Annotated in this window: 32 protein-coding genes; 7 read left to right on the top strand and 25 right to left on the bottom strand. The window is 60.1% G+C overall.

Translation table 11 applies throughout. From position 1 onward, the window contains the following. The first annotated feature begins 121 nt into the window (after positions 1-121). Both ygfZ and CKO35_RS10870 read left to right on the top strand, forming a co-directional pair. Positions 122-1,180: a CAF17-like 4Fe-4S cluster assembly/insertion protein YgfZ gene (gene ygfZ / locus CKO35_RS10875; protein ID WP_200175919.1), complete on the top strand. Its 1,059-nt coding sequence runs from the start codon at positions 122-124 to the stop codon at positions 1,178-1,180. 30 nt (positions 1,181-1,210) lie between these two features. Next, positions 1,211-1,366, top strand: a complete 156-nt coding sequence (locus CKO35_RS10870; protein ID WP_200175917.1) for a hypothetical protein — start codon at positions 1,211-1,213, stop codon at positions 1,364-1,366. Positions 1,367-1,379: 13 nt separating this feature from the next. On the opposite strand, the gene der is transcribed toward CKO35_RS10870, so the two are convergent. The 18 genes from der to CKO35_RS10780 form a co-directional block, all read right to left on the bottom strand. After that, the gene (gene der, locus CKO35_RS10865; RefSeq protein ID WP_200175915.1) at positions 1,380-2,780 is read right to left on the bottom strand and encodes a ribosome biogenesis GTPase Der; all 1,401 of its coding nucleotides are present in this window, start codon (positions 2,778-2,780) and stop codon (positions 1,380-1,382) included. 24 nt (positions 2,781-2,804) lie between these two features. Further along, positions 2,805-3,962, bottom strand: coding sequence for an outer membrane protein assembly factor BamB (gene bamB / locus CKO35_RS10860; protein ID WP_200175909.1), 1,158 nt, complete (start codon positions 3,960-3,962; stop codon positions 2,805-2,807). Then, positions 3,959-4,594, bottom strand: a complete 636-nt coding sequence (locus CKO35_RS10855; protein ID WP_200175904.1) for a YfgM family protein — start codon at positions 4,592-4,594, stop codon at positions 3,959-3,961. The genes bamB and CKO35_RS10855 overlap by 4 nt, the downstream gene beginning before the upstream one ends. Before the next feature lie 28 nt (positions 4,595-4,622). Beyond that, a complete protein-coding gene (gene hisS, locus CKO35_RS10850; protein WP_200175897.1) occupies positions 4,623-5,918 on the bottom strand; it encodes a histidine--tRNA ligase in 1,296 nt (431 codons plus the stop codon). 69 nt (positions 5,919-5,987) lie between these two features. Continuing rightward, on the bottom strand, positions 5,988-6,959 hold the full coding sequence (locus CKO35_RS10845; protein ID WP_200175896.1) for a helix-turn-helix domain-containing protein: 972 nt from the start codon (positions 6,957-6,959) through the stop codon (positions 5,988-5,990). 1 nt (position 6,960) lies between these two features. Beyond that, the gene (gene pilW, locus CKO35_RS10840; protein ID WP_200175894.1) at positions 6,961-7,728 is read right to left on the bottom strand and encodes a type IV pilus biogenesis/stability protein PilW; all 768 of its coding nucleotides are present in this window, start codon (positions 7,726-7,728) and stop codon (positions 6,961-6,963) included. Beyond that, positions 7,725-8,846 (bottom strand): dual-specificity RNA methyltransferase RlmN, encoded by a 1,122-nt coding sequence (gene rlmN, locus CKO35_RS10835; protein ID WP_200175889.1) that lies wholly within the window; start codon positions 8,844-8,846, stop codon positions 7,725-7,727. The genes pilW and rlmN overlap by 4 nt, the downstream gene beginning before the upstream one ends. 94 nt (positions 8,847-8,940) lie before the next feature. Continuing rightward, positions 8,941-9,372 carry a nucleoside-diphosphate kinase gene (ndk, locus tag CKO35_RS10830; RefSeq protein WP_008933117.1) on the bottom strand — a complete coding sequence of 144 codons (432 nt, stop codon included), beginning with the start codon at positions 9,370-9,372 and terminating at the stop codon, positions 8,941-8,943. A 204-nt stretch (positions 9,373-9,576) separates the two neighbouring features. Then, complete coding sequence (gene iscX, locus CKO35_RS10825; RefSeq protein WP_200176040.1) at positions 9,577-9,774, bottom strand: Fe-S cluster assembly protein IscX; 198 nt, start codon at positions 9,772-9,774, stop codon at positions 9,577-9,579. Positions 9,775-9,793: 19 nt separating this feature from the next. Further along, the gene (gene fdx, locus CKO35_RS10820; protein WP_200175878.1) at positions 9,794-10,132 is read right to left on the bottom strand and encodes an ISC system 2Fe-2S type ferredoxin; all 339 of its coding nucleotides are present in this window, start codon (positions 10,130-10,132) and stop codon (positions 9,794-9,796) included. A 24-nt stretch (positions 10,133-10,156) separates the two neighbouring features. Then, positions 10,157-12,028, bottom strand: coding sequence for a Fe-S protein assembly chaperone HscA (gene hscA / locus CKO35_RS10815; RefSeq protein WP_200175876.1), 1,872 nt, complete (start codon positions 12,026-12,028; stop codon positions 10,157-10,159). A 44-nt stretch (positions 12,029-12,072) separates the two neighbouring features. Then, complete coding sequence (gene hscB / locus CKO35_RS10810; protein ID WP_200175875.1) at positions 12,073-12,642, bottom strand: Fe-S protein assembly co-chaperone HscB; 570 nt, start codon at positions 12,640-12,642, stop codon at positions 12,073-12,075. Continuing rightward, a complete protein-coding gene (iscA, locus tag CKO35_RS10805) occupies positions 12,635-12,958 on the bottom strand; it encodes an iron-sulfur cluster assembly protein IscA (protein WP_200175873.1) in 324 nt (107 codons plus the stop codon). The genes hscB and iscA overlap by 8 nt, the downstream gene beginning before the upstream one ends. An 18-nt stretch (positions 12,959-12,976) precedes the next feature. Continuing rightward, the gene (iscU, locus tag CKO35_RS10800) at positions 12,977-13,378 is read right to left on the bottom strand and encodes a Fe-S cluster assembly scaffold IscU (protein ID WP_200175868.1); all 402 of its coding nucleotides are present in this window, start codon (positions 13,376-13,378) and stop codon (positions 12,977-12,979) included. Between the two features lie 70 nt (positions 13,379-13,448). Further along, on the bottom strand, positions 13,449-14,696 hold the full coding sequence (locus CKO35_RS10795) for an IscS subfamily cysteine desulfurase (protein ID WP_200175866.1): 1,248 nt from the start codon (positions 14,694-14,696) through the stop codon (positions 13,449-13,451). Further along, positions 14,693-15,196: a Fe-S cluster assembly transcriptional regulator IscR gene (gene iscR, locus CKO35_RS10790; RefSeq protein ID WP_200175864.1), complete on the bottom strand. Its 504-nt coding sequence runs from the start codon at positions 15,194-15,196 to the stop codon at positions 14,693-14,695. The genes CKO35_RS10795 and iscR overlap by 4 nt, the downstream gene beginning before the upstream one ends. A gap of 55 nt (positions 15,197-15,251) precedes the next feature. Further along, positions 15,252-16,055: a serine O-acetyltransferase gene (gene cysE, locus CKO35_RS10785; protein WP_200175862.1), complete on the bottom strand. Its 804-nt coding sequence runs from the start codon at positions 16,053-16,055 to the stop codon at positions 15,252-15,254. A gap of 72 nt (positions 16,056-16,127) precedes the next feature. Continuing rightward, positions 16,128-16,877: an RNA methyltransferase gene (locus CKO35_RS10780; RefSeq protein WP_200175861.1), complete on the bottom strand. Its 750-nt coding sequence runs from the start codon at positions 16,875-16,877 to the stop codon at positions 16,128-16,130. Between the two features lie 96 nt (positions 16,878-16,973). Here CKO35_RS10780 and CKO35_RS10775 point away from each other — a divergent pair, with 96 nt between their 5' ends. The 3 genes from CKO35_RS10775 (at position 16,974) to vapC (ending at position 18,653) form a co-directional block, all read left to right on the top strand. Further along, a complete protein-coding gene (locus CKO35_RS10775; protein ID WP_200175859.1) occupies positions 16,974-17,765 on the top strand; it encodes an inositol monophosphatase family protein in 792 nt (263 codons plus the stop codon). Between the two features lie 295 nt (positions 17,766-18,060). Next, positions 18,061-18,255 carry a type II toxin-antitoxin system VapB family antitoxin gene (locus CKO35_RS10770; RefSeq protein ID WP_200175857.1) on the top strand — a complete coding sequence of 65 codons (195 nt, stop codon included), beginning with the start codon at positions 18,061-18,063 and terminating at the stop codon, positions 18,253-18,255. Then, positions 18,252-18,653: a type II toxin-antitoxin system VapC family toxin gene (vapC, locus tag CKO35_RS10765; RefSeq protein WP_200175855.1), complete on the top strand. Its 402-nt coding sequence runs from the start codon at positions 18,252-18,254 to the stop codon at positions 18,651-18,653. The genes CKO35_RS10770 and vapC overlap by 4 nt, the downstream gene beginning before the upstream one ends. Positions 18,654-18,777: 124 nt before the next feature. Here the strand turns inward: vapC and CKO35_RS17980 are convergent, their stop codons facing one another. From CKO35_RS17980 to CKO35_RS10750, 3 genes are all read right to left on the bottom strand, one after another. Further along, positions 18,778-20,103: an RNA-guided endonuclease InsQ/TnpB family protein gene (locus CKO35_RS17980; RefSeq protein ID WP_242467143.1), complete on the bottom strand. Its 1,326-nt coding sequence runs from the start codon at positions 20,101-20,103 to the stop codon at positions 18,778-18,780. 65 nt (positions 20,104-20,168) lie between these two features. After that, complete coding sequence (locus CKO35_RS10755) at positions 20,169-20,537, bottom strand: hypothetical protein (RefSeq protein WP_200175854.1); 369 nt, start codon at positions 20,535-20,537, stop codon at positions 20,169-20,171. Between the two features lie 18 nt (positions 20,538-20,555). Beyond that, a complete protein-coding gene (locus CKO35_RS10750; protein WP_200175852.1) occupies positions 20,556-21,035 on the bottom strand; it encodes a delta-60 repeat domain-containing protein in 480 nt (159 codons plus the stop codon). Between the two features lie 418 nt (positions 21,036-21,453). Here CKO35_RS10750 and CKO35_RS10745 point away from each other — a divergent pair, with 418 nt between their 5' ends. Both CKO35_RS10745 and CKO35_RS10740 read left to right on the top strand, forming a co-directional pair. Continuing rightward, entirely contained in the window at positions 21,454-21,675 is a 222-nt protein-coding gene (locus tag CKO35_RS10745; protein WP_007113097.1) for a TA system antitoxin ParD family protein, read from the top strand. Further along, a complete protein-coding gene (locus CKO35_RS10740) occupies positions 21,668-21,958 on the top strand; it encodes a type II toxin-antitoxin system RelE/ParE family toxin (protein ID WP_200175846.1) in 291 nt (96 codons plus the stop codon). Before CKO35_RS10745 ends, CKO35_RS10740 begins: the two co-directional genes overlap by 8 nt. A 377-nt stretch (positions 21,959-22,335) precedes the next feature. Here the strand turns inward: CKO35_RS10740 and CKO35_RS10735 are convergent, their stop codons facing one another. The 4 genes from CKO35_RS10735 to CKO35_RS10720 form a co-directional block, all read right to left on the bottom strand. After that, on the bottom strand, positions 22,336-23,514 hold the full coding sequence (locus tag CKO35_RS10735) for an RNA-binding domain-containing protein (protein ID WP_200175844.1): 1,179 nt from the start codon (positions 23,512-23,514) through the stop codon (positions 22,336-22,338). A 139-nt stretch (positions 23,515-23,653) separates the two neighbouring features. Next, the gene (locus CKO35_RS10730; RefSeq protein WP_200175842.1) at positions 23,654-24,490 is read right to left on the bottom strand and encodes a hypothetical protein; all 837 of its coding nucleotides are present in this window, start codon (positions 24,488-24,490) and stop codon (positions 23,654-23,656) included. Positions 24,491-24,528: 38 nt separating this feature from the next. Then, on the bottom strand, positions 24,529-24,921 hold the full coding sequence (locus CKO35_RS10725) for a hypothetical protein (protein WP_200175840.1): 393 nt from the start codon (positions 24,919-24,921) through the stop codon (positions 24,529-24,531). Position 24,922: 1 nt separating this feature from the next. After that, positions 24,923-25,546, bottom strand: coding sequence for a nucleotidyltransferase domain-containing protein (locus CKO35_RS10720; RefSeq protein ID WP_200175838.1), 624 nt, complete (start codon positions 25,544-25,546; stop codon positions 24,923-24,925). Positions 25,547-26,237 lie beyond the last annotated feature (691 nt).

Raw genomic sequence — 26,237 nt, 5'->3', positions numbered from 1 at the left:
ATACACATCCCGGCCCCGTGCCGGGATGTGTGTTTATGGGCTGCCCCGCTTTCTCCCCTTGCATCGAACTTTGGTCTAAGATGGCGTTCGGATATCGAGACATCCCCCAAAGGTGCGAATCATGAAACCCGAGTGGAAAGCCTTCCTGCTTGATGCGGGTGCCGAGATGGACAACGACCGGGTATCCCATTACGGCAACCCGGAACGTGAGCGCAGTGTGGCCGTCACCGGCGATGTCATCTGCGACCTGTCTCACCAGGGGTTGATCAGTGCCCACGGCGAAGAGGCCGCCGCCTTCCTGCAGGGGCAGTTCACCTGTGACGTTGGCGAGGTCAATTCCGGACACAGCCGTCCGGGCGCCTGGTGCACCGCCAAGGGACGCATGGTCTGCACCTTCCGCCTGTTCAATCGCGGTGATTCCTTCTACCTGCGCCTGCCCAGGGAGCAAGTGGAAGCGGTGCTCAAGCGCCTTTCCATGTATGTATTGCGGGCCAAGGTCACCCTGGAGGACGCCAGTGGCGCCTTCACCCCCATGGGACTGTCCGGCCCCCATGCCGAAAGCCTGCTCGGAGACGCCCTGGGCGGCGACATCCCCACCGAGGTGAACACCTGCACCCGCCATGGCGGCATCACGATCATTCGCATCCCCGGCCACCATCCCCGCTTCGAGCTGTACGGTGACCTGGAGTCCATGCAGAAACTCTGGCAGGCGCTCAATGTTCATTGTGCCCCGGTGGGCGCGGCGCAGTGGGCCCTGATGGATATCCTGGCGGGGATACCCAACCTCTATCCCGCCACAGCCGAGGCCTTCGTGCCGCAGATGACCAATCTGCATCTGCTGAACGGCGTAAGTTTCAGGAAGGGCTGTTATCCGGGGCAGGAAGTGGTGGCGAGGATGCAGTACCTGGGCAAGCTCAAACGCCGGATGTATCTGATCCACCTGCCGGTGGAGACCCTGCCGCAACCGGGAGACACCCTCTTCGATCCGGCTCAGCCATCCGATCAGCCCGCCGGCATCATCGTCGATGCCCAGCTCCACCCCGATGGGGGAGCAACCGCCCTGGCAGTGATGCAGGTCGTCAGCGCGGAAGCCGGGGAGCCTCGCCTGGGGGGAGCGGAAGGCGCGCTCGTCCAGGTGGCCCCCCTCCCCTATGCCTTCGACCTGGCGGCAGCCTCCTGATGGACTGATTGCTTTCCGGGAGCCATCACCGTGCGTTTTCTGTTCTTCCTGTTCGTCCTGATCCTGCTCATGCTATGGGCGGCCTTCTACAGCCGCCCCGCTCACAGAAAGTTGTCCAACGCCCTTTACATCAGCGCCGGAATCATGGGGGTATTGTTCGTGGCCGGCTATCTGCGACTGGTCTGATCCGGCCGGGCCTTTAGCGCCCCTTCTTCTTGATGTGCCGCATCATGCGCTTGCGCTTGTGGATCTGGCGGGGCGTGAGGGTATTGCGCTTGCCCTCGTAGGGATTCTCGCCGCTCTTGAATTCAAGACGGATCGGCGTACCCACCAGTTGCAGATGCTCCCGGAAATGGTTGGTGAGATAGCGTTTGTAGGCCCCCGGCAGTTCCTCGGTCTGGTTGCCGTGGATGACGATCACCGGCGGATTTCGCCCCCCCTGATGGGCATAGCGCAGCTTGATCCGCCGCCCCCGCACCAGGGGCGGCTGGTGCGCCACCACGGCGCTTTCCAGCAGACGGGTCAGGACACTGGTACCCATGTCCCGGAAGGCAGACTCATGGGCCCGCTGCACGGCACCGAACAGGTCGCCGACCCCGGTGCCGTGAAGGGCGGAAATGAACCGCCGTTCGGCAAAATCCAGGAAGGGCAGCTTGAGCAGCAGATCGGTCTTCACCCGTTCGCGCTGATCCGGGGTCAGACCATCCCACTTGTTGATGGCCACCACCAGCGCCCGGCCGGCATCCATCACCATCCCCAGTAGATGGGCATCCTGTTCGGCAATGCCCTCCCGGGCGTCCAGCAGGAAGATCACCACATGGGCGGCGTCGATGGCCTGGATGGTCTTCACCACGCTGAACTTTTCCACTGTCTCCTTGACCCTGGAACGACGCCGCACGCCGGCGGTATCGATCAGGGTATAGACCTGGCCATCCCGCTCAAAGGGCACGAAGACGCTGTCACGGGTGGTACCGGGGATGTCCGTGGCCACCACCCGCTCCTCACCGAGGATGCGGTTGATGAGGGTGGACTTGCCCGCGTTGGGCCGCCCGACAAAGGCAATGCGGATGCCCGGCCAGCGCTCCCCTTCATCCTCCTCGTCCACCGCCTCGGGCAACAGGGAGCGCACCGAGGCCATCAGGCCCTGGATGCCGCGCCCATGGGCGGCGGCAATGGAACGCGGCTCCCCCAGGCCCAGGCGGTGGAATTCCACGGTGACCGCCTGGGGGTCCACGCCGTCGGTCTTGTTGACCACCAGCACGATCGGCTTGTTGAAACCTCTCAGTTCCTGGGCAATGGTCTCGTCGGCACCGCACAGGCCGGCACGGCCGTCCACCAGAAACATCACCAGGTCCGCTTCACGGATGGCCTGACGGGTCTGCTGAGCCATCAGCGCATCCAGGGTGTCAGTCTCGCCGCTGAGCCCGCCGGTATCCACCACCATGTAGCCGTACCCACCGACGCGCCCGGTGCCGTACTGACGGTCCCGGGTGAGTCCGGGCAGGTCCGCCACCAGGGCATCGCGGGAACGGGTGAGCTGATTGAACAGGGTGGATTTGCCCACATTGGGGCGCCCTACCAGGGCAATGACGGGCTTCATTGGGGCATTCCGATGTTATGAAAATTAAGCATCATCCCGGGAACGCAGGGTGACGGCACTCAGATTGCCACCCCGCCCCAGGACGTAGACGACACCGGCACGCACCTGGGGTACCCCCATGATGCCGTTGCGGTCGGTACGGACACGCCCCACCAGGGCGCCGTCCTCGGGGGCAAGCCAGTGCAGATAGCCCTCGTAATCACCCACCACCACATGACTGTCCACCGCCACAGGCAGAGTCCCCCCCCGCAGGCGCAGAAGATCCTGCTGCCAGAGGGTGGCGCCGTTGTGGCGGTCCAGGGCCCAGACATGACCGAAGGCGTCGGTGAGCAGCAACAGGTCGCCCGCCACCGTGACACCGCGATAGGAAGACAGGTCCCGCTGCCAGAGGGTACGCCCATCGGCCACGCCGAAGGCGGCCACCCGCCCCTGATAGGCCGCGCCGTAAACCACCCCACCGGCCAGATCCAGTTCCCCGTCCACATCCACCATGCGCTCCAGTTCGGAACGTCCGCTCGGGATGGCCAGTGCCGTTTCCCAGATCACGTTGCCGCGGACCAGACCAAACATCGCGAGTCGCCCGTTATCGAATCCGGACAGCACGCGCCCGGACAGCATCAGGGGCGTACCGGCTCCCCGCAGACTCAGGGCCGGCGTGCTGCGCCCCGCCAGCCAGCGCGGTTCGCCGGTCAGGACATCCAGGGCATGGAGACGTCCGTCGTTGGTCCGCGCGATCACCAACCCCTGCTCCACCCCGGACACCGCCATGACTTCGCTGGAGAGCATCCGCCGCCACAGTTCCTGTCCATCTTCCGGACTCAGGGCAATGACCTCTCCATGCCCGGTGCCCAGCAACACCGCCTGACCACCACCGTTGACCCCGCCGGTGACGGGCACCCGCAGGTGGGTCTGCCACAGACTTGCGCCATCCTCCAGGCCCCAGGCGGAGACCCGCCCGTCGGCATCGGCGACGATGATGCGATCCCGTCCCAGATAGGGGGAAATCTGAAGATAGGACTTGCCCGCGCCCAAGCCGGTATTGCGGCTCCACAGCACACGGGGAGAGACCTCCGCATCGATACGGGGCAGCGGTGCGGGCGGTTCCGCGGTATCCCGGCTCCACAGCCCGCAACCGCTGACCAGGATGGTGACGAGCAATACGGCCAGCAGTCGCGGCATCATGAACCACTCACCTCGATGGGGGTGTTGAGCGCATCCCGCTTCATCTGCAGATAGTCGGACAGCCCACCCGAGATCAGCATGGCACGGTCATAGGCGGCACGGGCACGGGCATGATCCCCAAGGGTGCGATGGGCATCTCCCCGCAGCTCTTCCACCACCGCCAAGAAGCCTTCGGGCACCGGATCCTCCAGCAGTTTGAGGGCATCCTGGGCCCGGCCGTCGGCAATCAGGATCCGGGCCAGACGGGTGCGGGCCACCTGGACCGTTTCCGGATTGCGGGCATGCTCCATGGCCCAGCGCAGACGTCCCTCCGCCAGTACCAGGTCATCCCGCTCCACCGCCAGCCGTGCCAGTTCCAGGGACGCCAGGGCGGCGTAGGGTGTCTTGCGATAACCTTCCATCAGGGTCGCGCCATGGTCATGGGCGATCTCGTTGCCCTGCCGGGCGGCGGACACCATGGCCATGTAGATCTCCGAGGCGTCCACGGCACGGGACTCCACGTGTCCGGTCCACAGGCGCCAGCCCACGATGCCGCCAAGCCCCACCACCAGCCCCAGGATCACGGCGGTGCCGTTCTCCCTCCACCAGCGTTTGATGGCCTCGACGCGTTCCTCATCGGTCGCGTAGGACATGGATCGTTCTCCTTAAAGTTATCCGGATTCAGAAATCGATGTGACCCGACAGCCCCAGCAGCTCGGGAAGATATTCATGCAAATCGGCCATGGCTACCGTTGCCTGGGGACGATCCGGGTCGCGCAACGGCTTGACGGATACCTGTCCCGCGGCCAGTTCCGCCTCCCCCAGGATCAGCGCCGCTGCCGCGCCGCTGCGATCGGCGCGCTTGAGCTGGGCCTTGATGCTCCCGCCACCACAATTGACCAGGAGCCGAAGTTCCGGGATGGCCGATCGCAAGGTCTCGGCCAGGGCCATGCCCGCCGCCATGGTGCCTTCCCCTGCCAGTATCAGATAGGCCTGGGGCGTCGAGGCCCGGGGCAAGCCGCCCCCCTCTTCCAGCAGACTGAGCAGGCGTTCCACGCCCATGGCAAAACCGGCCGCCGGCGTGGGCCGCCCCCCGAGCTGTGCCACCAGACCGTCATAGCGGCCGCCCGCACAGACCGTACCCTGGGCACCCAGGGCATCGGTGATCCATTCGAACACGGTGCGGCCATAGTAGTCCAGGCCGCGAACCAGACGGGGATTGATGGTGAATTCCACGCCGGCCCGGGTGAGGATGTCCTGCAGGGCCTCGAAATGATCCCGGGAGGCCTCATCCAGATGATCCAGCAGGCTGGGGGCCGCCTGGATGAGTGATCGCATGTCCGGGTTCTTGCTGTCCAGGATGCGCAGGGGGTTGGTGTGCAACCGCTGCAGGGACTCCTCGTCCAGCTGATCCTGACTGGCCTGGAAATACGCCACCAGGTGATCGCGATAGGCGGCACGGGCCTCGGCGGAACCCAGGCTGTTCAACTCAAGACGCACCTGTCCGAGCCCAAGGCGCTGCCACATGCGTGCGGTCATGAGGATCAGTTCGGCGTCGATGTCCGGACCCTCCATGCCGAAGGCCTCGACTCCGATCTGATGGAACTGGCGATAGCGTCCCTTCTGGGGTCGCTCGTGACGGAACATGGGCCCCATGTACCAGAGCCGCTGCTGCTGGTTGTGCAACAGACCATGCTCCACCCCGGCCCGGACACAGCCGGCCGTCCCCTCGGGACGCAGGGTCAGGCTGTCACCGTTGCGGTCCTCGAAGGTGTACATCTCCTTGGAGACGATATCGGTCACCTCGCCGATGGAACGGGCGAACAGGTCCGTGCTCTCCACTATGGGAAGGCGGATCTCGTGATAGCCGTAACCGGCCAGGGTATCCCGGATGCTGGATTCCAGCCACTGCCAGGCGCCTGTGTTCTCGGGCAGGATGTCATGCATCCCCCGGATGGATCTAATCTGCCTGCTCATCAATCTCGGATCTTAAAAATATCGCGGTCGGAAAGGCGGCAGAAGCGCCGCCGGATGGCGAACAGCGCTTCAGCGCCGCCCCACGGTGAAACGGGCGGTATTGTCGGCCCGGGTATCGCCGGACATGTCCATGGGCTGACCATTGAAGGTCACACGAACCCCTGGAGCATTCCCAAGAAACACCCTCACGGGAGTGGCACCCTCAATGCGCCGCTCCGAACCCTTGCGCATCAGGCCGACAAGCAGACGCTCCCCTCCGGCATCAATGATCTCCACCCAGGAGTCCTCTTCAAAACGCAGCACCAGCCGGCCTCGCCCCGCGGGAGGGGCCGGTTCGGTGTCGACAGGGGCCGCCGCCCTTCCCCCGGAAGGCGCCTCAGGCAACGTGGCCGTGATTGCCTCGGCGGAGGGCGCTGCATCTTCCTCCGGAGGGGGCACGGCGGCGACGGCTGCGACCGGGGAGTCGCTGACATCCCCGGTGATAACAAGCTGGATTTCCGATGTCACGGAAGGGGCAGGTTGGGGGCGCACCAGAGACGTATCTTCCACCCCATCAGCGGGCTCCACGGATTCCTGAAACAGGCCACCGGCATACAGGAACAAACCGACCACCAGCCCCGCCAGCAGCACCAGCACGGCAACCATCACCCAGGGCCTGGAGGACGAGGATGAAGAAGCCGTCGGGATGGGGGCATCCGCGCGGGGCGACGGCTTGCCCGGCTTGCCCGAATTGCCGGCAGCCACAGGCGTGATGTCCAGACTTTCCCTGAGAGAACCGGTCGCCAGCTCCAGGGCACGGATCATGGGTTCGGCATCCACCTCCAGGACCTTGGCGCAACTGCGCAGATACCCACGCACATAAGGAGGCTCCGGCAACAGATCGAAGCGATCGTTCTCCAGGGCTTCAATGGCCCGCAACGGCAGGTGAAGCCGTGCCGCCAGATCATCCCGACTCATGCGGGCCTGCTCACGGGCGGCCTGAAGCAATGTACCCGGCGACGATGTCGCCGACACAGGGGCGCCCCGGTTTTCTTGTTCCATTCTATCTTCTGCCACGGGATTCGGTTTCCAGCAATCGTGTGGTCTGTTCAGAGTCAGGGAAGTCGTTTTTCAAACGCAGGGCGCAGACTCCCGAGGCGTCCCGGTTGCCGAGTTCGGTTTCGGCCAGGTAGCAGATCCAGAGGGTTTCGGGCGTATGGGGCACCTGCTCCGTCAGACGCTGCAGATAGGCCCGGGTCTGCAGGTAGCGCCCGCCATCAAAGGAAAGACGCATCATCTCATACAAGGCAGGGACATGGCGCGGATTGGTTTCCAGCGCCCGCCGGAAATACCGTTCGGCCTGCTGCTCGTCCGGTTTCTTGAGGATGCAGATTCCCGCGTTGGTCCATGCCACTTCGGGGGTCCGGTACAAGGGATCTTCAGCGGCGGAACGAAATGCCTTGTCGGCCTCCTCCAGGCGGTCATGGCGACACAGGAAGGTTCCGTAATTGTTCTTGATCAGCGCATTGCCAGGGTCCAGTTCCAGGGCCCTGCGAAAGTGCCGATCCGCCAGCCGGGGTTCACGCAGCCGCTCCTGGAGCAAGGCATAGGCGGCATGCACCTGGGCAGAACCCGGATTCTGCCCCAGGGCCCGTTCCAGATTGCCCTTGGCCTGCTCCAGCTGATTATTGCGCATGTAATGCAGGCCAAGTTCCATATTGACCTGGGCCGCGCGCTGTTCCCGCTCCTGGACCTGCGGATTGACCGCACAGCCGGCAAGTGCAAGACCGGCGCAGAACAGCAGGCTGGGCAAAACGGAGGCTGAATTCATGACAGCGCTGCTCCCGGGGGTCCCTGCAGCCTGGCAAAACGCAACTCCCGGCGGCTGCGGTCTTCAACCCGTCCCACCAGCTGGCCGCAGGCCGCGTCAATGTCATCCCCACGGGGACGGCGCGTAATGGTGGTGTAACCGGCCTGCACCAGGATGTCCCGGAACCTGTCGATGGCGGCTCCGGTGGAGCGGCGGTAACGGCTTTCGGGAAAGGGATTGAAAGGAATCAGATTGATCTTGCAGGGCACATCCCGCAACAGGGCAGCCAGTTCCCGGGCCTGAGCCTGACTGTCGTTGATCCCGTCGAGCAGGACGTATTCCACCGTGACCCGGCTGTGATGCCCCCCGTTGCCCACATAACGACGGCAGGCCGCCAGCACGTCGGCAATGGGATACTTGCGGTTCAGGGGCACCAATTGATCGCGCAAGGCGTCATTGGGCGCATGCAGGCTCAGGGCCAGGGCCACCTGCAGGCCGGTCTCGCGCAGCCGGTCCAGGGCCGGCACCACGCCGGCGGTGCTGAGGGTGACCCGGCGCTTGCTCAGGCCGTAGGCGTTGTCCTCCAGCATCAGGGACATGGCCGCCACCACGGGCTCGAAATTGAGCAGGGGTTCGCCCATGCCCATGAGCACCACGTTGCTCACCACCCGGCTCTGCCCTTCTTCCGGTTGCAGATGGCCGCGGGCGGCATGGAGCTGGCCGATGATCTCGGCGGCGGTCAGGTTGCGGTTGAAACCCTGACGGGCGGTGGAACAGAAGCTGCAGTCCAGGGCGCAGCCCACCTGAGAGGACACGCACAGGGTGCCGCGACCTTCCTCGGGAATGAATACGGTTTCGATGCAATTGCCGTCGTCCAGGCGCAGCAGCCACTTGTGGGTACCGTCGCGAGCGGCCTGGGTCATGACGATCTCGGGGGCACGGACCTCGGCATGTTCGGACAGCCAGATCCGCAGACCCTTGGTCAGGTCCGTCATGGCGGAGAAATCGGTGATGCCCCGCTGGTGGATCCACTTGAGCACCTGCACGGCACGGAAGGGCTTTTCGCCGTGAGCAACGAAGAACCCGGCCAGTTCCTCCCGCGTCATGCCCATCAGATTGGTCTTGGTACTTTCATTCATGGATCTGTCCACCGGCGGTGGCCGGAAAAGCATATGGGGCAAGCCCCTGCCGGGGGCGGGCAACCCCGCCCCCGGTTCGGCGTAACGCCGTCCGTCAGCGGGTGCGCTGGCAGAGTTCTTCGGGCTTGAAGAAGAAAGCGATTTCCTGGGCGGCGGTGTCGGCGCCGTCGGAGCCGTGCACGGCGTTTTCGTCGATGCTGTCGGCGAAGTCGGCGCGGATGGTGCCGGGCGCGGCATCCTTGGGATTGGTGGCACCCATCAGTTCACGGTTCTTGGCAACGGCGTCCTCGCCTTCCAGGACCTGCACCATCACCGGGCCGCTGATCATGAAGCTCACCAGATCGTTGAAGAAGGGGCGCTCCTTGTGCACGGCATAGAAGCCTTCCGCCTGTTCGCGGCTGAGCTGGATCATGCGGGCGGCAACGATGCGCAGGCCGGCCTTCTCGAAGCGGCTGTAGATCTCGCCGATCACGTTCTTGGCGACGGCGTCGGGCTTGATGATGGAGATGGTGCGTTCAACAGCCATGGAATGGAACTCCGATTGGGATATGAAGTACAAGATTGCAACGCAGGCCGTCATGACCTGCGTCAGGGGAAGAAGATTGCATCGTGATGCAGAGGGGGGAATGTTACCTTGCGGGACGGGTGACAGACAATGACCCGACAACGAAGGCGGCCCGGATGAACCCTGATCCGGAAGGCAAAAAACGCGCCGTGGAACTACAGCGCCTCAGCCGTCGTACTCCTCCATCCAGGCCAGTTGCACGGCCTCCAGGATGCGCTCGCCGCAACGGTCCGGATCATCGCCGAAATCCGGCAGGGCCATGATCCAGTTGCGCAGATCGACGAAATTCACCTGGGTCGGGTTCACATCCGGATGCGCCTCCTGCAGGGCCAGGGCGATGTCCAGGGTGTCGGTCCATTTCAAGCTCATGGGGCAGCCTCCTCTAGTGTTGCTCGGACACCTGATTGATGGTGTAACGGGGAATCTCCACCACCAGATCCCGATCCCCCACGCGGGCCTGGCAGGAGAGGCGCGAGTCCGGCTCCAGGCCCCAGGCCCGGTCCAGCAGGTCTTCCTCATCCTCGGTGGCCTCATCAAGGCTGTCCAGCCCCTCCCGCACATAGACATGGCAGGTGGTGCAGGCACAGGACTTCTCGCAGGCGTGCTCGATATCGATGCCGTTGGCCAGGGCGGCATCGCAGATGGAGGTCCCGGGCTCCACCTCGACGGCAGCCCCCTCGGGACAGATCTCCTCATGGGGAAGAAAAATGATTTGCGGCATGTGGTCGTTCACTCCCAGCTGGGTTTATTCGAATTCCTCGACACGATGGCCGGACATGGCCTTGCGGACGCTCTCGTTCATGCGTCGGGCCACGAAGGACTCGCCGGCCTTCTCCACCTCGGCAATGGCGCGGCGGATGGCCTCGTGATCCTCTCCCCGGCGCGCCTCCAGCAATGTGCGACTGGCCGCGCGGATACCCTCCAGTTCGTCCTGATCCAGCAGACGCCCATCGGCGGCCAGGGCCGATTCCAGGGCCTCCAGAACCCGGTCCGCCTCCACCTGCTGTTCCCGCAGGCGACGGGCCTGCATGTCCTCGGCGGCATGGCTGCGGGAGTCGGTGAGCATGGATTCGATCTCGCCGTCGGTAAGGCCGTAGGAAGGCTTCACCTCGATGCCGGCCTGTACCCCGCTGACCACTTCCCGGGCCGTCACGTTGAGCAGGCCATCCGCATCCACCTGGTAGGTCACCCGCACCCGGGCGGCCCCCGCCACCATGGGCGGAATCCCGGACAGGGTGAAACGGGCCAGGGAACGGTTGTGGTCCACCAGATCCCGCTCGCCCTGGACCACATGCAGGGCCATGGCCGTCTGGCCATCCTTGAAGGTGGTGAATTCCTGGGCACGGGCCACGGGGATGGTGGTATTGCGGGGGATCAGATGTTCCACCAGACCGCCCATGGTCTCGATGCCCAGGGACAGGGGAATCACATCCAGCAGCAGCATCTCGTCCCCGGGCTTGTTACCGGCCAGAATATCCGCCTGCAGGGCCGCCCCCACGGCCACCACCCTGTCCGGATCGATGTCCACCCGGGGTTCGCGGCCGAAGAACTCCCCTACCCGCTCCCGTACCCTCGGCACCCGGGTGGAACCGCCCACCATGACCACATCGGTGATCTCCTCGCGGCTCACCCCGGCATCCCGCATCGCCCGCCGACAGGCGGACAGGGCCTTGCTGATCAGGGGGTCGATGAGACAGTTCATCTGGTGGCAGGTCATGCAGCCGGTCCAGTATTCGGAATCCGAGCGGGCCACCCGCAGCTGCGCCTCGTCACGATCAGTGAGGGCTTCCTTGACGGCGCAGGCATCCAGGATGAGCTGGCGCATGCGGTGATGCCCCGTATCACCCTCTATGCCCGCCTCCTGCATCATCCAGGCGGCGATGGCGCGGTCAAAATCGTCCCCTCCCAGGGCACTGTCACCGCCGGTGGCCAGGACCTCGAACACCCCCTTGTGCAGGCGCAGGATGGAGATGTCGAAAGTCCCCCCGCCCAGATCGAACACGGCGATCAGGCCTTCATGGCCCTGGTCCAGACCGTAGGCGATGGCGGCGGCGGTAGGCTCATTCAACAGGCGATACACGTTCAGGCCGGCCAGGCGGGCGGCATCCTTGGTGGCCTGGCGCTGGGCATCGTCGAAATAGGCGGGCACGGTGATCACGGCCCCGTCCAGATCCCCGCCCAGGGAGGCTTCTGCCCGCCCGCGCAGGGCCTTGAGGATCTCGGCGGAGACCTCCACCGGGGTCACCTCCCCGGCCTGGGTACGGATACGGGGCACACCACCCTCGCCCGGCGCGAAATCGTAGGGAATATGGCCGGCCAGGGTCTTGAGATCGCCCACGCCGCGCCCCATCAGGCGCTTGACCGAAGACAGGGTGTTGAGGGGGTCCAGGGTAGCCAGACGCCGGGCCTCGTGTCCCACCAGCACCCGCCCCCCGGTGCCGTAATGCACCACCGAAGGCAGCAGGTGAAGGCCGGCCTCGTCCGGCAGGGTTTCGGCCACCCCGTTGCGCACGGTCGCCACCAGGGAATTGGTGGTCCCCAGGTCGATCCCCACCGCGAGACGTCGCTGATGGGGGTCCGGCGACATGCCGGGTTCGGAGATCTGCAATAGCGCCATGGCAAGTTGAATCCGTCTTGATGGTTTCTGGGGAATACCCCGGTTCAGGGCAGGTCGTCTTCCAGACGCTCGCGGATACGCTCCAGCTCATCACGCAGACGATTGAAGAACCGCAGCTTGAGGACCTGCTCCCGCGCCTGCTCCAGATCATCGGCGGCCCAGGCCGCCTCGAAGGCCCTGATCAGGGCATCGTGACGATCATCGATGTCCGTCGCCGCCTGATCCAAGGCGGCAAAGGGATCGGCGGCGTCCGGCACGGCCTCAAGGGCCTCGCGGAGCGCCATCTGGTCCATGAGAAAGTCAGGATCGGTGGCGGTGGCCCGGTCATCATCCACATCCACACCCCGCAGACCGAGCAGATAGCGCGCCCGTCGGGTGTCGTCCCTGAGGGTGGCATAGGCCTCGTTCACATGGGACGCCCCCTGCACCGCCAGACGGCGCTGGGCCTCCGGTGCCTTGGCAAAGCGGTCAGGGTGCAGCTCGGTCTGCAAGGTGCGATAGGCCCGGGACAGGGCCTCCCGATCGATGCGAAACTGCCTCGGCAGGCCCAGCAGGGCAAAGTAGTCACGCCCGAAATCCAGCAACGGACCGGGGGGCGCCCCCTGCTCAGACATTGAAGCTCTCTCCGCAACCGCAGCGGGAGTTTTCGTTGGGGTTCTTGAACCGGAAACCCTCGTTGAGGCCTTCACGGGTGTAGTCCAGCTCGGTGCCGTCCAGATAGACCAGGCTGCGGGGGTTGATCACCACCTTCACACCCTTGTCTTCAAAGACGGTGTCGCCCTCGTCCAGTTCATCCACAAACTCCATGACATAGGCCATGCCGGAGCAGCCGGTGGTCTTCACGCCCAGGCGCAGACCGATGCCCTTGCCCCGTTTTTCCAGAAAGTTGCGCACCCGGTCGGCGGCGGTGTCGCTCAATGTGACGGCCATGACTCTTGCTCTCCTTCTCTAGGCGGTTTCAGCGTCGATCGCGCCGGATTTCTTGCGATAGTCGGCAATGGCGGCCTTGATGGCATCCTCGGCCAGCACCGAACAATGGATCTTCACCGGCGGCAGGGCCAGTTCCTCGGCAATCTCGGTGTTCTTGATGGCCGCGGCCTCTTCCAGGGTCTTGCCCTTGACCCACTCGGTCAGCAGGCTGGAACTGGCAATGGCGGAACCGCAGCCATAGGTCTTGAACATGGCCTCCTCGATGACGCCGGCGTCGTTGACGCGGATCTGCAGCTTCATCACATCCCCGCAGGCCGGTGCCCCCACCATGCCGGTCCCCACATGGGGATCCGCCTTGTCCAGGGAACCCACGTTGCGGGGATTTTCATAGTGATCGATGACTTTGTCGCTGTAGGCCATTTACGGTTACCTCTCCAACTTCAGAATAAAAAAGCTTCACGTCCCCGCCGCGGAGCAGGACCTGCATGGATCAATGGGCGACCCAGGCTACCGATTTCAGATCCACGCCTTCCTGATACATCTCCCAGAGCGGGGAGAGTTCGCGCAGCTTCTGTACCGCCCCGCGTACCAGAACAATGGTGCGATCGATGTCTTCCGTGGTGGTATAGCGGCCAACGGAAAACCGGATGGAACTGTGGGCCAGCTCATCATCCCGCCCCAGGGCGCGCAACACATAGGAAGGCTCCAGGCTGGCACTGGTGCAGGCGGAGCCGGAAGACACGGCGATATCCTTGAGCGCCATGATCAGGCTCTCGCCCTCGACGAAATTGAAGGAGACATTGAGGCTGCCCGCCACCCGGCGCTCGGCATCGCCGTTGAGATAGACCTCTTCCATATCCGACAGGCCCGCCCAGAGACGGTCTCGCAGCATGCGCAGACGCTGGTTTTCCTGGGCCATCTCCTCGCGGGCGATGCGAAAAGCCTCGCCCATGCCGACGATCTGATGGGGAGCGAGGGTGCCGGAGCGCATGCCCCGCTCATGGCCACCGCCGTGCATCTGGGCTTCAATCCGCACCCGGGGCTTGCGGCGCACATAGAGGGCACCCACGCCCTTGGGGCCGTAGCTCTTGTGGGCGGAAAAACTCATGAGATCAACGGGGAGTGTTGCCAGATCAATGTCCACCTTGCCGGTGGACTGGGCCGCATCCACGTGATAGAGGATGCCGCGGGCACGGGTGAGATCGCCGATGGCCTCGATGTCCTGGATCACGCCGATCTCGTTGTTCACGTGCATCACGGACACCAGCACGGTGTCATCCCGCAGGGCGGCCTCAAGCCGGCCCAGGTCGAGCAGGCCGTTGGGCTCCGGGTCCAGGTAGGTCACCTCAAAGCCTTCCCGCTCCAGCTGGCGACAGGTATCCAGGACGGCCTTGTGCTCCGTCTTCATGGTGACGATATGGCGTCCCTTCTTCTGATAGAAATGAGCCGCGCCCTTGATGGCCAGGTTGTCCGCCTCGGTGGCGCCGCTGGTCCAGACGATCTCCCGGGGGTCGGCACCCACCAGGGCGGCCACCTGTTCACGGGCTTCCTCCACGGCCTTTTCCGCTTCCCAGCCGAAGGGATGGGAACGGGACGCGGGATTGCCGAACAGACCGTCGATGGTGAGATGGCGGGCCATCTTTTCCGCCACCCGCTCATCCACCGGCGTGGTGGCGGCATAGTCCAGGTAGATGGGTCGATTGTTTTCGCTCACGGTTTCACTCCTGGACCTGTTCATTCCACCGACTGGGGCGCAAGCCCGGCACCGGCGCCACTGCGGAGGGCGGGGGACTGGCGGGACATGATGCCGTCCTGGCGGGCGGCCACTTCCTGAACGCCGTTACGCCGCATGACGTCGGCCAGGGTGATGTTGGCGAGAAAATTATGGATCTGGGCACTGAGATCGGACCACAGATCATGGGTGAGACAGCGATGGCTGTCCTGGCAGTCCACGGTGCCGCCGCAACGGGTGGTATCCACTTTCTCGTCCACTGCCGAGATGACATCGGCAATGGCCAGCTCATCCGCCGGCCTGCTCAGGGTGTAACCCCCACCGGGACCGCGGGTACTGACCACGAGGCCGCGCTTTCTCAGGCGCGCAAAAAGTTGTTCCAGATAGGATAGTGAGATACCCTGTCGCCCTGAGATATCCGCCAGGGAAATCGGCCCCTGGTCATTGTGGATCGCCAGATCCAGCATTGCCGTCACGGCATAGCGCCCCTTCGTAGTCAGTCTCATTGCCTCTCTCCCGTATGATCCGTCCGGGTATGCTAACAATACCTTATCTTTTTGGTCAAGTATTAACGCCCCGCCGTGACTCGTCGGCCTCCTGGGCCGGAGTGGACGGGCCGGCCAGATCCCCCAGTTCATCCGCCTGGATTTCCTGGATCTGCGAATCATCCACGTGCGCCCCCAGTGCCTTCAGGGCATGGCAGTTTTCATCCATACGCTGATCCAGGGTGTGCAGATGATCGAGGATGCGGGTGATGGCGGTGGCCACCGGGTCCGGCATGTCCTGGGTGGTGCCGTAGGCATCAAAGCCCATTTTCAGCGCCATGTCCTCCCGACGTCTGTCCTCATCACTTCTGGGCGTGATGATGCGCCCGGGAATACCAACCACCGTGGCACCGGGGGGTACGTCCCGCAGCACCACGGCGTTGGAGCCGACCCGGGCCCCTTCACCAATACGGATGGGACCCAGGATCTTGGCCCCCGCCCCCACCACCACGTTGTTCTCCAGGGTGGGGTGGCGCTTGCCCTTCCCCCATGAGGTTCCACCCAGGGTTACACCGTGGTAGAGGGTGCAGTCGTCACCGATCTCGGCGGTCTCGCCGATCACCACCCCCATGCCGTGGTCGATAAAGAAACGGTGGCCGATGGTGGCCCCCGGATGAATCTCGATCCCGGTCAGCCAGCGCCCGAGGAAGGCCAGATAGCGGGCCAGCCAGCACAGGCGCAGGCGCCAGAGCCCATGGCTCAGGCGGTGCAGCAGCAGGGCATGCAGCCCCGGATAGGTGGTGAGTACTTCGAAGGTATGCCGGGCAGCCGGGTCCCGGTCGAAGACACAGCGAATATCGTCGCGCAGGCGTTGGAACATGGATGGTCCTGATGGCCGGCCCGTGGGCTGGAGGCCGGCATGGGTCTTTTTGGGGTCATTGTACCCCGATCTTCAGGGCTTGCCAGAGTATTCCGGTGGGCCTTTTGCCGCCTGGGTCAGGATGCCCCGCAGGATGTTCACCTCGTTGATGGTGGGATCGGCCTTGGCAAACAGGCGCCGCAGGCGCCGCATCAGGTGCCTGGGATTGTCCGGATCCAGAAACTCCAGCAACAGCAGCGTCTCCTCCAGATGGGCATACAGCCGCTCCAGTTCCTCGTGACTGGCGGGCAGCTCCCCGCCGGTGGGCGTCGGGACCGCCGCGGGCGCATGCTCCAAGGCGGCCATGCGCAACTCATAGCTGAGCACCTGCACGGCGGCCGCCAGATTTAGAGAGCTGTATTCGGGATTGGAAGGGATATGGATCAGGGCCTGACAGCGATCCAGTTCCTCATTGGTCAGGCCGGTCCGCTCGCGCCCGAACAGCACGGCCACCGGCCCGGTCCTGGCGGCATCCAGCAGCCTGGCCGCCGCCTGCCTGGGATCTAGCTCGGGCCAGCGCAAGGTGCGCTGGCGGGCACTGGTGCCCAGCACCAGTCGACTGCCCGCCAGGGCCTCGTCCAGATCATCCAGCACCTGGGCCTGGGCCAGCAGGTCATCGGCTCCGGAAGCCCGGGCCGTGGCCTCGGCGCTGGGATAGTCCTGGGGGGCCACCAGACGGAGATCCGACAGGCCCATGTTCTTCATCGCCCGGGCCACCCCGCCCACATTGCCCGGGTGGGAGGTATTGACGAGCACGATCCGGACCGGATTCAGTAATTTCATGGGTTCAGTTATCATCTATGGCTATGTATCTTCTTTGATCTCCCCGCGGCCTGCACGGTCGCGGTCCTGTTTCCCAGCTCATCCCGGAAGTCTTCCATGCATCCCTTGCTCAATATCGCCGTCAAGGCGGCCCGCGCCGCGGGACAGGTCATCGTACGCCATGCGGACCGGCTCGATACCGTCACCATTCAGGACAAGCAGCCCAACGACTTCGTGACCGAAGTGGATCGCATGGCGGAACGGGAGATTATACGCGTGATCCACCGGGCCTACCCCGGTCACGCCATTCTGGCGGAAGAAAGCGGCACCCAGGGCAGCCACGAGGAGTTCCAGTGGGTGATCGACCCCCTGGACGGCACCACCAACTACCTCCACGGCATCCCCCAGTACGCGGTCTCCATCGCCCTCAAGCAGAAGGGACGCCTGGAACACGGGGTGGTTTACGACCCGGTCAAGGAAGAACTGTTCGCCGCCAGCCGCGGCGCCGGCGCCACCCTCAACAACCGGCGCATTCGCGTGACCCAGCCCCGGGACATGACCGGCGTCCTGCTGGGCACCGGCATCCCCTTCCGGGAAGACCAGAACCTGGACTACTACCTGCGCACCCTGAGCGTCCTGCTGCCTGGCACCGCCGGCGTGCGTCGCGCCGGGGCGGCTTCACTGGATCTGGCCTATGTGGCCGCCGGCCGACTGGATGGTTTCTGGGAAATCGGCCTGCGTGAATGGGACATGGCGGCCGGCGTACTGATGGTACAGGAAGCCGGCGGCCTGGTGAGCGACCTCAAGGGCGGCCCCGACTATCTGGCCACCGGCAACGTGGTGGCCGCCGGCCCCAAGGTATTCAAGGGCATGCTGCAGCGGCTCAATCCGGTGGTGAACCGGGCGTGAAATTGCACGGGTTTATCGGCCGGTAAACCCGTTCCTCGAATACCGCCCCATCTTCCTGATCCTCGGCCAATGCCATGCCAGGACTTCCAACTGGCCCGTACGCCGCGCTTTGCGCGGCGTGCTATCGCTGTCACTCTCGCGCCCGGATTTCATCACCCGAAAAACCGATCCAGTGCAGGAAGGATTGATGCTGCGCAGGATAGCGGCGTTCGAACTCGCTGTGGATCCGATTGTTATGTTTCTTTGCCTATGATAGGGTGTGTATATAGCAGATATTAATACACATAGGTGATTTATGAGAACCAACATTGTTATAGATGACAAGCTAATGATGGATGCCCTTAAAGCCTCTGGCCTGAGCACTAAAAGAGAAGTTTTAGAACAAGGGCTTAAGCTTCTGGTGCGACGTAGCCAGCAGCAGGAAATTCGCAAGCTCCGAGGTCGAATCAAGTGGGAAGGCGACCTTGACGAAATGCGAGGCGGCAAATGATATTGGTCGATACCAGTGTCTGGATCGACTACCTTAACGGCACTCAGAGCCGGCACACCGATGCTCTTGACGCTGCTATTGTTGAGGGCGTCGTTGCCATGGGGGATTTGATATTTCTGGAAATTCTTCAGGGAATCCGGGACGACCGGGAATACCGCACGACCAAACAAAGCCTAATGACGCTGGACCAGCTTGAAATGTTTGGAAAAGACATGCCCGAGAAGTGCGCAGAGAATTACCGGGCACTGCGCAAAAAAGGAATAACTATCCGAAAAACTACGGACGTGATTATTGCGACCTACTGCATTGAGCAGAAGTTGCCCTTGCTTTTCACTGACCGCGATTTCATTCCTTTTGTTGATTATCTCGGCCTGGTCTCAGCGCTGCCGGGAACGTAACTCATCAATAACCAGCGGCTACAACGGAGCGAAGCGTAGTGTAAGCCGTCCACGGGGGAGTCCATTCCCTCACGAATAGACTCCAGGTTCCCGGTCGGTTCCCTCTGAACCGGGTGCGGCAAGGTTAATCCTGCATTCCGGGCAACGGTTCCACCCCCGCGCTGCGCTCTTTCAGGTACAGGCTGTAGCACTGCCCGGTTTCGCTGTCGTAACGGGCCACTTCCGTGTCATTGAGTTTCAGTCGGAACAGGCCCTGTTCCGCCGAGAGGGACCAGACTTCCTTGCTCATCAGGCCGTTGTGGGTGCGCTGGACGAAGTGTTGCCAGGAGGTGGCATGGTCCAAATTCCGCCAGGCGGGGTCAATATTGGCTTTTTCCGGCACGTCCGGCTGCGCGCGACCGCTGCCGTAGAGCCAGCACATAGTCTCGCGCCCAGGCACCCCCAGCATCTGGGCGAGATTGACGTTCTCCAGAAGCAAGGCTCCCTGCCAGTGAAGCTGGTCGTCGGTCAATTCCAGATGGATGCTTTCCCCTTCCTTTCGCAACAGGGACAGGGACTGGCGCTGCTCAGTCTCTTCAGGTAGCCGGACCTTGAGCATTCCCCATCCGGCATCCAGCACGGACTTTGCCATGCGGGTTTTAGCCAGACTGAAACTGCTCACGTTACCGACGAAGATGGCACCATGACGTTCCACCAGCATGGTGCTGAATTTATGGATGGCGTCCTTGCGCCGGTGTTTGATTTTTGCGTGGATGGCCTTGATCCGTTTTTTCTTTCCGGCCCGTTGTGCAATGCCCAGCTTTTCTTCCAAAGTTCGATAGGGCTGCGAGGCCGATAAACGCTCGCCATCCGAGCAGGTGGCCACGTCCTTGAGTCCAAGATCAATGCCTACCGCACTGGAGCCTTCCGATTTTTCCTGAGCAGCAACCTCCACCTGCACATGAAAGTACCAACGGCCTCGGGCATCCTGGGAAAAACTCCCCGCACGGAATTTAAAGTTTTCAAGCCCGTAGCTGTCCCATACCCCAAAACTTTCCCCGGCAAAACGCACCTTGCCGCCTTCAAACCGCGCGGCACGGGACTTGAACGGAATCCAGCCCAGACTGCGACGAGGGCCTCCGGATACCCGCCAGCGTAGTTTGCTTTTTTTGAACTGTTTTCGAGACTTGCCGCGGACCGCGATCACTTCCTGGATCGTGGCCGAACCAATCAGCCATCCACGGGCCTTGTTGATGCCGGCCAATGCTTTCTGGATGTCAAAGGGATGCAACCATACCCCCTGAATCCAGCCTGCTTCGGGCACGGGAACATACCAAGCTTCATAGGCCATTTCATTGGCCAGATTCCAAACCTGATTGACCTCGAACGCCATGCGATCAAGCACCTTGGCATGCCGGTCTTTCACCCGCATGCTCAGGGTCTTGATGATGGTTTTGGCGGCATCAGTCAACTCAAGGTCTCCAGGGCCTACTTCGCAATGAAAAATACTATAACAAAAGCCGCCTTCGGCGAGCGCTATCCCTCCCCACGGCTAAAGCCGGGGGCTTCTCGCGCATCATGGTGAATGGATTCCTGATCGCCGAGACCGACCCGCAAGTCGAGAACCTCGCGCGATTCGCGGTCCAGAGCGGCCAGGCCCTGGCGGGTATGACTCTGCTGCCCGGATCCCAGCAGCGAATCAAAGCCACCACAGAGAATCACACGATCCTCGGTAAGCACAACGCTGCCCAGCGCGGGCAAATAGGTCAGGCCGGAACGCCAGGTGATCCGTGCGGGTTGGTCCAGACTGACGCCGATCAGCCCCCCCGAACCCCGGGTCAGGCCCACGGACTGAAAGTGCCCGCCGATGAGGACGCTGTCGTCCATCGTCAGGAGGTGGGTCACGCCACGTAGTTCGATGGACTAGTCATCCAGGGTCCCGTCCGGTGAAAACCGGGCCACCGCGCCGCGTGATTCACCGGCAATGGTCTGGAAGCTGCCACCGACAAACACACCGGCCTCGTTGACCTCAATTGCGTATACCGCACCATTCGGGTTGGGATTCCAGTGCGGATCAAGACGCCCGCCGGCGTCGACGCGCACCAGATTTTGCCAAGTGCTTTCCGCATCGACGACAAATTCGCCCCCCACATAGAAGCCACCCCGGGGATCCGGCTGAATGTGGTGAATCGTACCCACCAGCTCAGGGAAAGCGGCGGTGATCTCACCTGCCTCGATCTGCACCAACGGTCCCGTTAGCAGGCCGCGCCGCTGGAAATTGCCCACATGGGCGAGACGACCATCTCCCAGATCCAGCACATTCTGTACCGACCCCTGAGCCACCCAGGGCACGGCCGAACTCGCCTGCGCCACGGGGATTGCGCAGACGAGACCCAAGATCATTAAAGCTGTGCTGAACCTCACGTCGGGGAACATCCTCTGTTGGTGGGGGTGCAGAGAAACGCCCCATTTACGTGAATATCGACGGTTGTAGGAGTACCTGTGATGTCCACACTGTGGACAAACCGGCTCCAGACGCTGACTAAATATGTCCGCATCCTCCATGGTTATGCCTGAAATCGTCGTGTGTTCCCTTCTTATGAACCGCCTGGCACGGACCCGCATGCCAGGTGGTGTGGGGAGGGCGGGCTAAACACCCGCCCTTACCCGATTAGCCCTTTCCGACCTTCGGGCTAACGTCGCGCTTTGCGGCTGCTTTGTAGCGCCAGCGGAAAAGCAGCCCGACAACAGCGCATTGTTGCAACTCGCTTCAAATGTGGCATATTGCTACAATTCAGAATACCCACCACAGGAGGCAAATATGGCTACCAACAGCATTCGCTTAGACCAAAACCTTATTGAAAAAGCAACTATTATAGCCAAAGCGCTCAATAGAACCCCTCCAAAGCAAATAGAGCACTGGGCAAAAATCGGCGAGATGATGGAAGACAACCCGGATTTACCCTACGAGTTTGTCAGGCAAGCCATCATCGCGCAGGCAGAACGGGACGCCGGAAAGCTGGAGGCCTACGATTTTGGCTAAGGCCACTACTGTATTACAGACCCCTACATTCCGGAAAGCGGTAAAGAAGCTCAATCCAGACCAGAAAAAGGACCTTGATTTGGCCGTTAAGGATCTGATGGCCAATCCCAACATTGGTGAACGGAAGAAAGGGGATCTGGCCTTTCTGCGGGTCCACAAGTTTAAAATGAAGAAGCAACTGACGTTGCTAGGCTACAGCTTTGATGATGGCGCCCTTGTTCTTGAGCTGATGGCCCTGGGGTTACACGAAAACTTTTACCGCGATATCAAGCGGAAGAAGTGAAGTTGTAACGAATAAAGCTGAGCAGTCTTGGCGGAGCGCAGCGCAGCCAAGATCTGCTCTTGCGAGTTGTTGGGGCTATCATAAGTGGCTCAAAGCCCGCGCAGCCTGGAGCCGAGGTAGCGCCATCAAGATCCGCAACGGCAGAAAAATGAGGGCTCATCAATGACACAAAAACTTCGCTGGATAACGGAGTTGATCCAGCGAAGTTTTTGTGTCATTGAATAGCATGATTTTCCGAATTTTTCTGCTTAATTTTTCTCTTGATGGCATCAAACGGTATGCTAATAAAATTCCGTATTCCTGCCCCAACGAATAAGGTTAGATCGTGGTTCGCTTCGCTCTCACGATCTAACCTTATTCGTTATGTGCAGAAGGTATTACCTGTCTTCTCCCACCCATCTCCCTTCTTCGTCAAAAAATTGGGATTTCGCGAAGCCAATTGCATTCCACAAAGTGTCGAATGCTGGTCGTACAGCTTTATGGTAATCGAGGTCTGACCCATACTCCTCAACTATGCACTCCGGCAACCGCAACATGTCGTCGGTGAGCGGCACATCCTCGTCGAAAAATCTCCGGGAAAGGACGGCGTACTTTGCGCCGGAAACACCTTCCAACGTAAACATGACAACTAGTGGGGTAGGAACACCAAGTTCCTTCAAACCGTTGATATAGGAGGTTAAATTCTTAAAGATATATCCTTCAACGCCCAGGCCGGTTATAACTTTCCTCCCCTCATGCTCTCGCGCAATACCAGCCATAGTCGCTTCAAGAGCGCCGACCCTAAAGATCTGAGTGTATCCATGGTTTTTGTCTCCGCCTCTCTCATTGATAAATCCATGAAAGTTGAAGCGAGGTGACATTCCTGATGCGCCCAGTAGCGAAAAATTCTGGTGTTTCTGGTGGATGGCCTCTACGTCAAGGCTGACCATCCCAGAAAAAGCGGCTGTGGAAACGATATGAACGAAAAGGCGACCTCCATCTTCAAGCGGCCTCTGTCCTTCTCCTCGAATTGCGGCTTCGATTCTATCGTCTCGGAATTGCCTCGCTTTCTCCAAAGCCACCGCGGATTGGTTAAACAATGCTCTCAGCTCCTCAATACTTGGCTCATGAACTCCAGCAGAGTGACGGAGAAAAAATTTATTCTTCCCTTGTGCAGTAACTCGATGTGGTGGGTTCCAGCTTCTTGGGATTCTGAGCACAAGAACCTTGTTGCCATTAGATAAAGGCACAGCTCTCATTCTTATTCCTGATATGGATGGCTCTATCGCATTCCTGACCATCTGCTCCATCCTCAAGAGTTCTGCGTCAGCATCAATATCAACGCCCGTTACCTCAGCTGCCGCCCCTTCGCTCTCCCGCACACCAATTATTAGATGCCCACCATGGGAGTTGGCAAAAGCACTTACATCTTTTAGCAGCTCTCTTTTATCCGAATCAGAGTTTCCGTAATTTTTTAGCTTATACTCCACACGAACACCTTCGGGCACTTGCGAGTCGACAAGTTCCTGAAGGTCTTCCTCAGTAACGGAGTCAAAGTCAGGCTTATCTATAGACACAATAGCTCCCTAATAGGCTCGGGGACACATAACGTTGTGCTCACCGGCTGGCGGAAGCGAAGCTGGAGCCAGTCCGCCGTGCAGCACTTTGTTGTGCGATAACGTGAGTTTGCCGTGCAACGGATCGCCGCCGTGCAGATCAACCCCTCACGGACGCCAGCCAACGCATCGCCAACCCGACCGCGAATGACTGCGCCTCTCTCATCGACATGGGGTTTGGTGTCTTAGGCGTGTCTTCGTACGCATGTCGTGCAAGTGAGCCCGACACCACGGGGTTATGGACTGCGTCCGCGAAACGCTTGAAGTCAACGTCGGATATCCCAAACTGATTCTGAAAGGTCTTCCTTTGGGACGGATGCCCTTCCGCCAGTTCATAGATCTTATACAAGGACTCGCCTGTATGGGATTTCTGCTTAAGCAGCTGAAGCAGCTTTGCAGCTCGAGGCTCTCGAAACGCTGGGACCAGCTTAGCCTTCTGTGCCTCTAGTGTGGACTGGTATTCCTGTTCAGCTTTGTGCTTCGTCCATTCGGCAAGCTGATCCTCAGATAATCCCAATGGGGGAAGAACAGTCAAGGTCGGACTCCCCATCGTCACCTTCATGATAATCGGCTCAACTTCGAGGAAGATGTTCCTTTTGGGCGGTTCCGACGACATATCTAGAACCGCTCCGATGGCGAATTCCTTGTCAATCTCTGTGACGCTCACCATCAACTCGCGAAGGCACTTGGCTTGCTCCCAGACTTCCCCTGGGGTCGAGTAGGCTTCCATCGAGTCTGAACGGAAGACGATCTGATGTCCGGGCACTTCCACAGCTTTGTAGCCTAGACTTTCGACCAGATCGATCAGGTTGCGACGTTCCAATCCAGTTCGCTCGACCTCAAATGCCCATCTCATCGAATAGTCCTCAATGCCTTTCTGCAGTTCATTGCCCAGCACAACGCCGCCGATAAGCCGCGCCCCTGAGGCAGCCTGCAAGGATCGAAGCGCTTTCAAGCGTCGGCTTGATCGGTTGGTTAGTTTTCTTCTCTTCTCTCTTTCGGCACATAATTCCAATGTTCCTCTATATAAAGAGCTCCCATTAATGCACTGAACTTCCCAATGCTTATTTGATCACTTTGAGCAATTTCAACGATAACATCATCATATCCAGCCTCTGGCCTAGCTATCAAAATAAATGCCCCGTCACTAATTTGGGCTGGCTTCTGAAAGTAGTCTGTCAGGGAGTACGAATATTCATCCGATGCATGAAGAGTGATATCAGAAAGTCCATCATTTCTCTTGATTAGATAAATGAAATCATCATCATTTTTAGGATGATCGATCCGTTGCCAAGATCGAACTTTAGTGTGCCTATCTAGAGCATTTTCCAGATACTTGGGTATTGTGTAGTATAAATTTCTTCCCACCTCAAATAATCCTTTCTGTCTTAGCTAATTTGGCCTTAAAGGCATCATACGAGCGTTTTTCCAATTCAGAATACACTTTTAGATGCAATTTCAGCCCCAGCTCTAGATAAAACATTTCCTTTAATTCTTCATAGAAGTCAGCATCAACTTTGATATCTTCTATTTTTGTTGCTTTTGTTTTTATCAGTAAATCTACATCGGTAGTTTCCGCACCATATAAGGCGCTACCAAATATATAAGCAGCCTCTATGTTTGCTTTTTTTATCTTGGATTTTTCAACAATCCAAGCTTTATACTTTTCTAAGTTATTTTTCCCTGGAGAACAATAGCTCAATATCAAATCTGAAAAAGCGATGGGAAATTGATTTTGTGAATAATCGAAGTTTGGATCTTCGCAGTGCTTCTTAAATGCTTGAACATGAGACTTCATTGCAGAAACAACTAACTCTTCACGTTTATCGAGCTTTTTAACTCTATTTAATATACTCAATATACTGTCATTATTTGGAACAATTTGATCAAGCTTTAATTGTTCCCAAACCTCGTAATCGTGACGAAGTTCATCTGTGCTACCAGCACTTGTATTAGGTCCAAACGCCGTAAATATTCTTCGATTATCATCCATCAATGGTCGAATATCAGGAGCTGCTTTAGATAGCGTTTTTTATATTTTGGAAGGGCTTGTCTTATTACTCAACTGCTTTAATGTAAAAAAAGCAACTGAAGACAAGATCATAAAAGAACCAATAACTACAAATATGCTATCGACGCCCGAATTGAGCGAAAGCTTTATATACACATCTTCTTTGATGATCTCTAAACTTGAGCCTAACTGTATGACCCTCTGGTAACCTACAAGGGCTATTCCTGACGTCAACAACAACCATATAAACTTAGTATCGAAATTAGGATTTAAAAATCGATTAAGTTTTTCTAAAAGAATACCTTTTATGGTCAAATCGTTACTCATATCTTCCCTATAAAACTAACACATAAGCGTTTATCCGCTGTGAGCAGCATGGCGGATAAACGTCTGTTGGACGAAGCCATGTACCGCACGTCTTTATAATGGGGATTGTATTTTTGGCGGCGTGCCAGGCAGGCAATGAGCGGCCCTTTGGCAGGTGTGGATTACCTGTGCAGGTTCCTTCGGCCACTGTGGAGCCATGCTGGGGGGTCCTTGGCAAGGGTGTTTCGGCGGCTGTCAAGGTGGTTGGAACCCGGGTCATGCAGCCTCTAATGAAGCACGAGGATCATTTTGAATTTCAGGGTTGAGCCACACCGGACCCACCGGCGTCCAGTTACGGGTCTCACCG

The sequence above is a fragment of the Ectothiorhodospira shaposhnikovii genome (assembly GCF_016584105.1).
GTDB lineage: Bacteria > Pseudomonadota > Gammaproteobacteria > Ectothiorhodospirales > Ectothiorhodospiraceae > Ectothiorhodospira > Ectothiorhodospira shaposhnikovii.
Note: the sequence above shows the minus strand (reverse complement) of the source record. Positions and strands in the feature narration are given on the sequence as shown.

Excerpts from the sequence above, each read along its gene's own strand:
- ndk (WP_008933117.1), bottom strand. The coding sequence starts at position 9,372 with ATGGCTGTTGAACGCACCATCTCCATCATCAAGCCCGACGCCGTCGCC.
- vapC (WP_200175855.1), top strand. The coding sequence starts at position 18,252 with ATGATATTGGTCGATACCAGTGTCTGGATCGACTACCTTAACGGCACT.
- hscB (WP_200175875.1), bottom strand. The coding sequence starts at position 12,642 with ATGTCTGAGCAGGGGGCGCCCCCCGGTCCGTTGCTGGATTTCGGGCGT.
- rlmN (WP_200175889.1), bottom strand. The coding sequence starts at position 8,846 with ATGAATGAAAGTACCAAGACCAATCTGATGGGCATGACGCGGGAGGAA.
- fdx (WP_200175878.1), bottom strand. The coding sequence starts at position 10,132 with ATGCCGCAAATCATTTTTCTTCCCCATGAGGAGATCTGTCCCGAGGGG.
- CKO35_RS10720 (WP_200175838.1), bottom strand. The coding sequence starts at position 25,546 with ATGGATGATAATCGAAGAATATTTACGGCGTTTGGACCTAATACAAGT.
- CKO35_RS10750 (WP_200175852.1), bottom strand. The coding sequence starts at position 21,035 with ATGATCTTGGGTCTCGTCTGCGCAATCCCCGTGGCGCAGGCGAGTTCG.
- bamB (WP_200175909.1), bottom strand. The coding sequence starts at position 3,962 with ATGATGCCGCGACTGCTGGCCGTATTGCTCGTCACCATCCTGGTCAGC.
- iscR (WP_200175864.1), bottom strand. The coding sequence starts at position 15,196 with ATGAGACTGACTACGAAGGGGCGCTATGCCGTGACGGCAATGCTGGAT.
- hisS (WP_200175897.1), bottom strand. The coding sequence starts at position 5,918 with ATGAGCAGGCAGATTAGATCCATCCGGGGGATGCATGACATCCTGCCC.
- CKO35_RS10855 (WP_200175904.1), bottom strand. The coding sequence starts at position 4,594 with ATGTCCTACGCGACCGATGAGGAACGCGTCGAGGCCATCAAACGCTGG.
- CKO35_RS10745 (WP_007113097.1), top strand. The coding sequence starts at position 21,454 with ATGGCTACCAACAGCATTCGCTTAGACCAAAACCTTATTGAAAAAGCA.
- CKO35_RS10775 (WP_200175859.1), top strand. The coding sequence starts at position 16,974 with ATGCATCCCTTGCTCAATATCGCCGTCAAGGCGGCCCGCGCCGCGGGA.
- cysE (WP_200175862.1), bottom strand. The coding sequence starts at position 16,055 with ATGTTCCAACGCCTGCGCGACGATATTCGCTGTGTCTTCGACCGGGAC.
- pilW (WP_200175894.1), bottom strand. The coding sequence starts at position 7,728 with ATGAATTCAGCCTCCGTTTTGCCCAGCCTGCTGTTCTGCGCCGGTCTT.
- CKO35_RS10795 (WP_200175866.1), bottom strand. The coding sequence starts at position 14,696 with ATGAACAGGTCCAGGAGTGAAACCGTGAGCGAAAACAATCGACCCATC.
- iscU (WP_200175868.1), bottom strand. The coding sequence starts at position 13,378 with ATGGCCTACAGCGACAAAGTCATCGATCACTATGAAAATCCCCGCAAC.
- ygfZ (WP_200175919.1), top strand. The coding sequence starts at position 122 with ATGAAACCCGAGTGGAAAGCCTTCCTGCTTGATGCGGGTGCCGAGATG.
- CKO35_RS10780 (WP_200175861.1), bottom strand. The coding sequence starts at position 16,877 with ATGAAATTACTGAATCCGGTCCGGATCGTGCTCGTCAATACCTCCCAC.
- iscA (WP_200175873.1), bottom strand. The coding sequence starts at position 12,958 with ATGGCCGTCACATTGAGCGACACCGCCGCCGACCGGGTGCGCAACTTT.
- der (WP_200175915.1), bottom strand. The coding sequence starts at position 2,780 with ATGAAGCCCGTCATTGCCCTGGTAGGGCGCCCCAATGTGGGCAAATCC.
- CKO35_RS10845 (WP_200175896.1), bottom strand. The coding sequence starts at position 6,959 with ATGGAACAAGAAAACCGGGGCGCCCCTGTGTCGGCGACATCGTCGCCG.
- CKO35_RS10770 (WP_200175857.1), top strand. The coding sequence starts at position 18,061 with ATGAGAACCAACATTGTTATAGATGACAAGCTAATGATGGATGCCCTT.
- hscA (WP_200175876.1), bottom strand. The coding sequence starts at position 12,028 with ATGGCGCTATTGCAGATCTCCGAACCCGGCATGTCGCCGGACCCCCAT.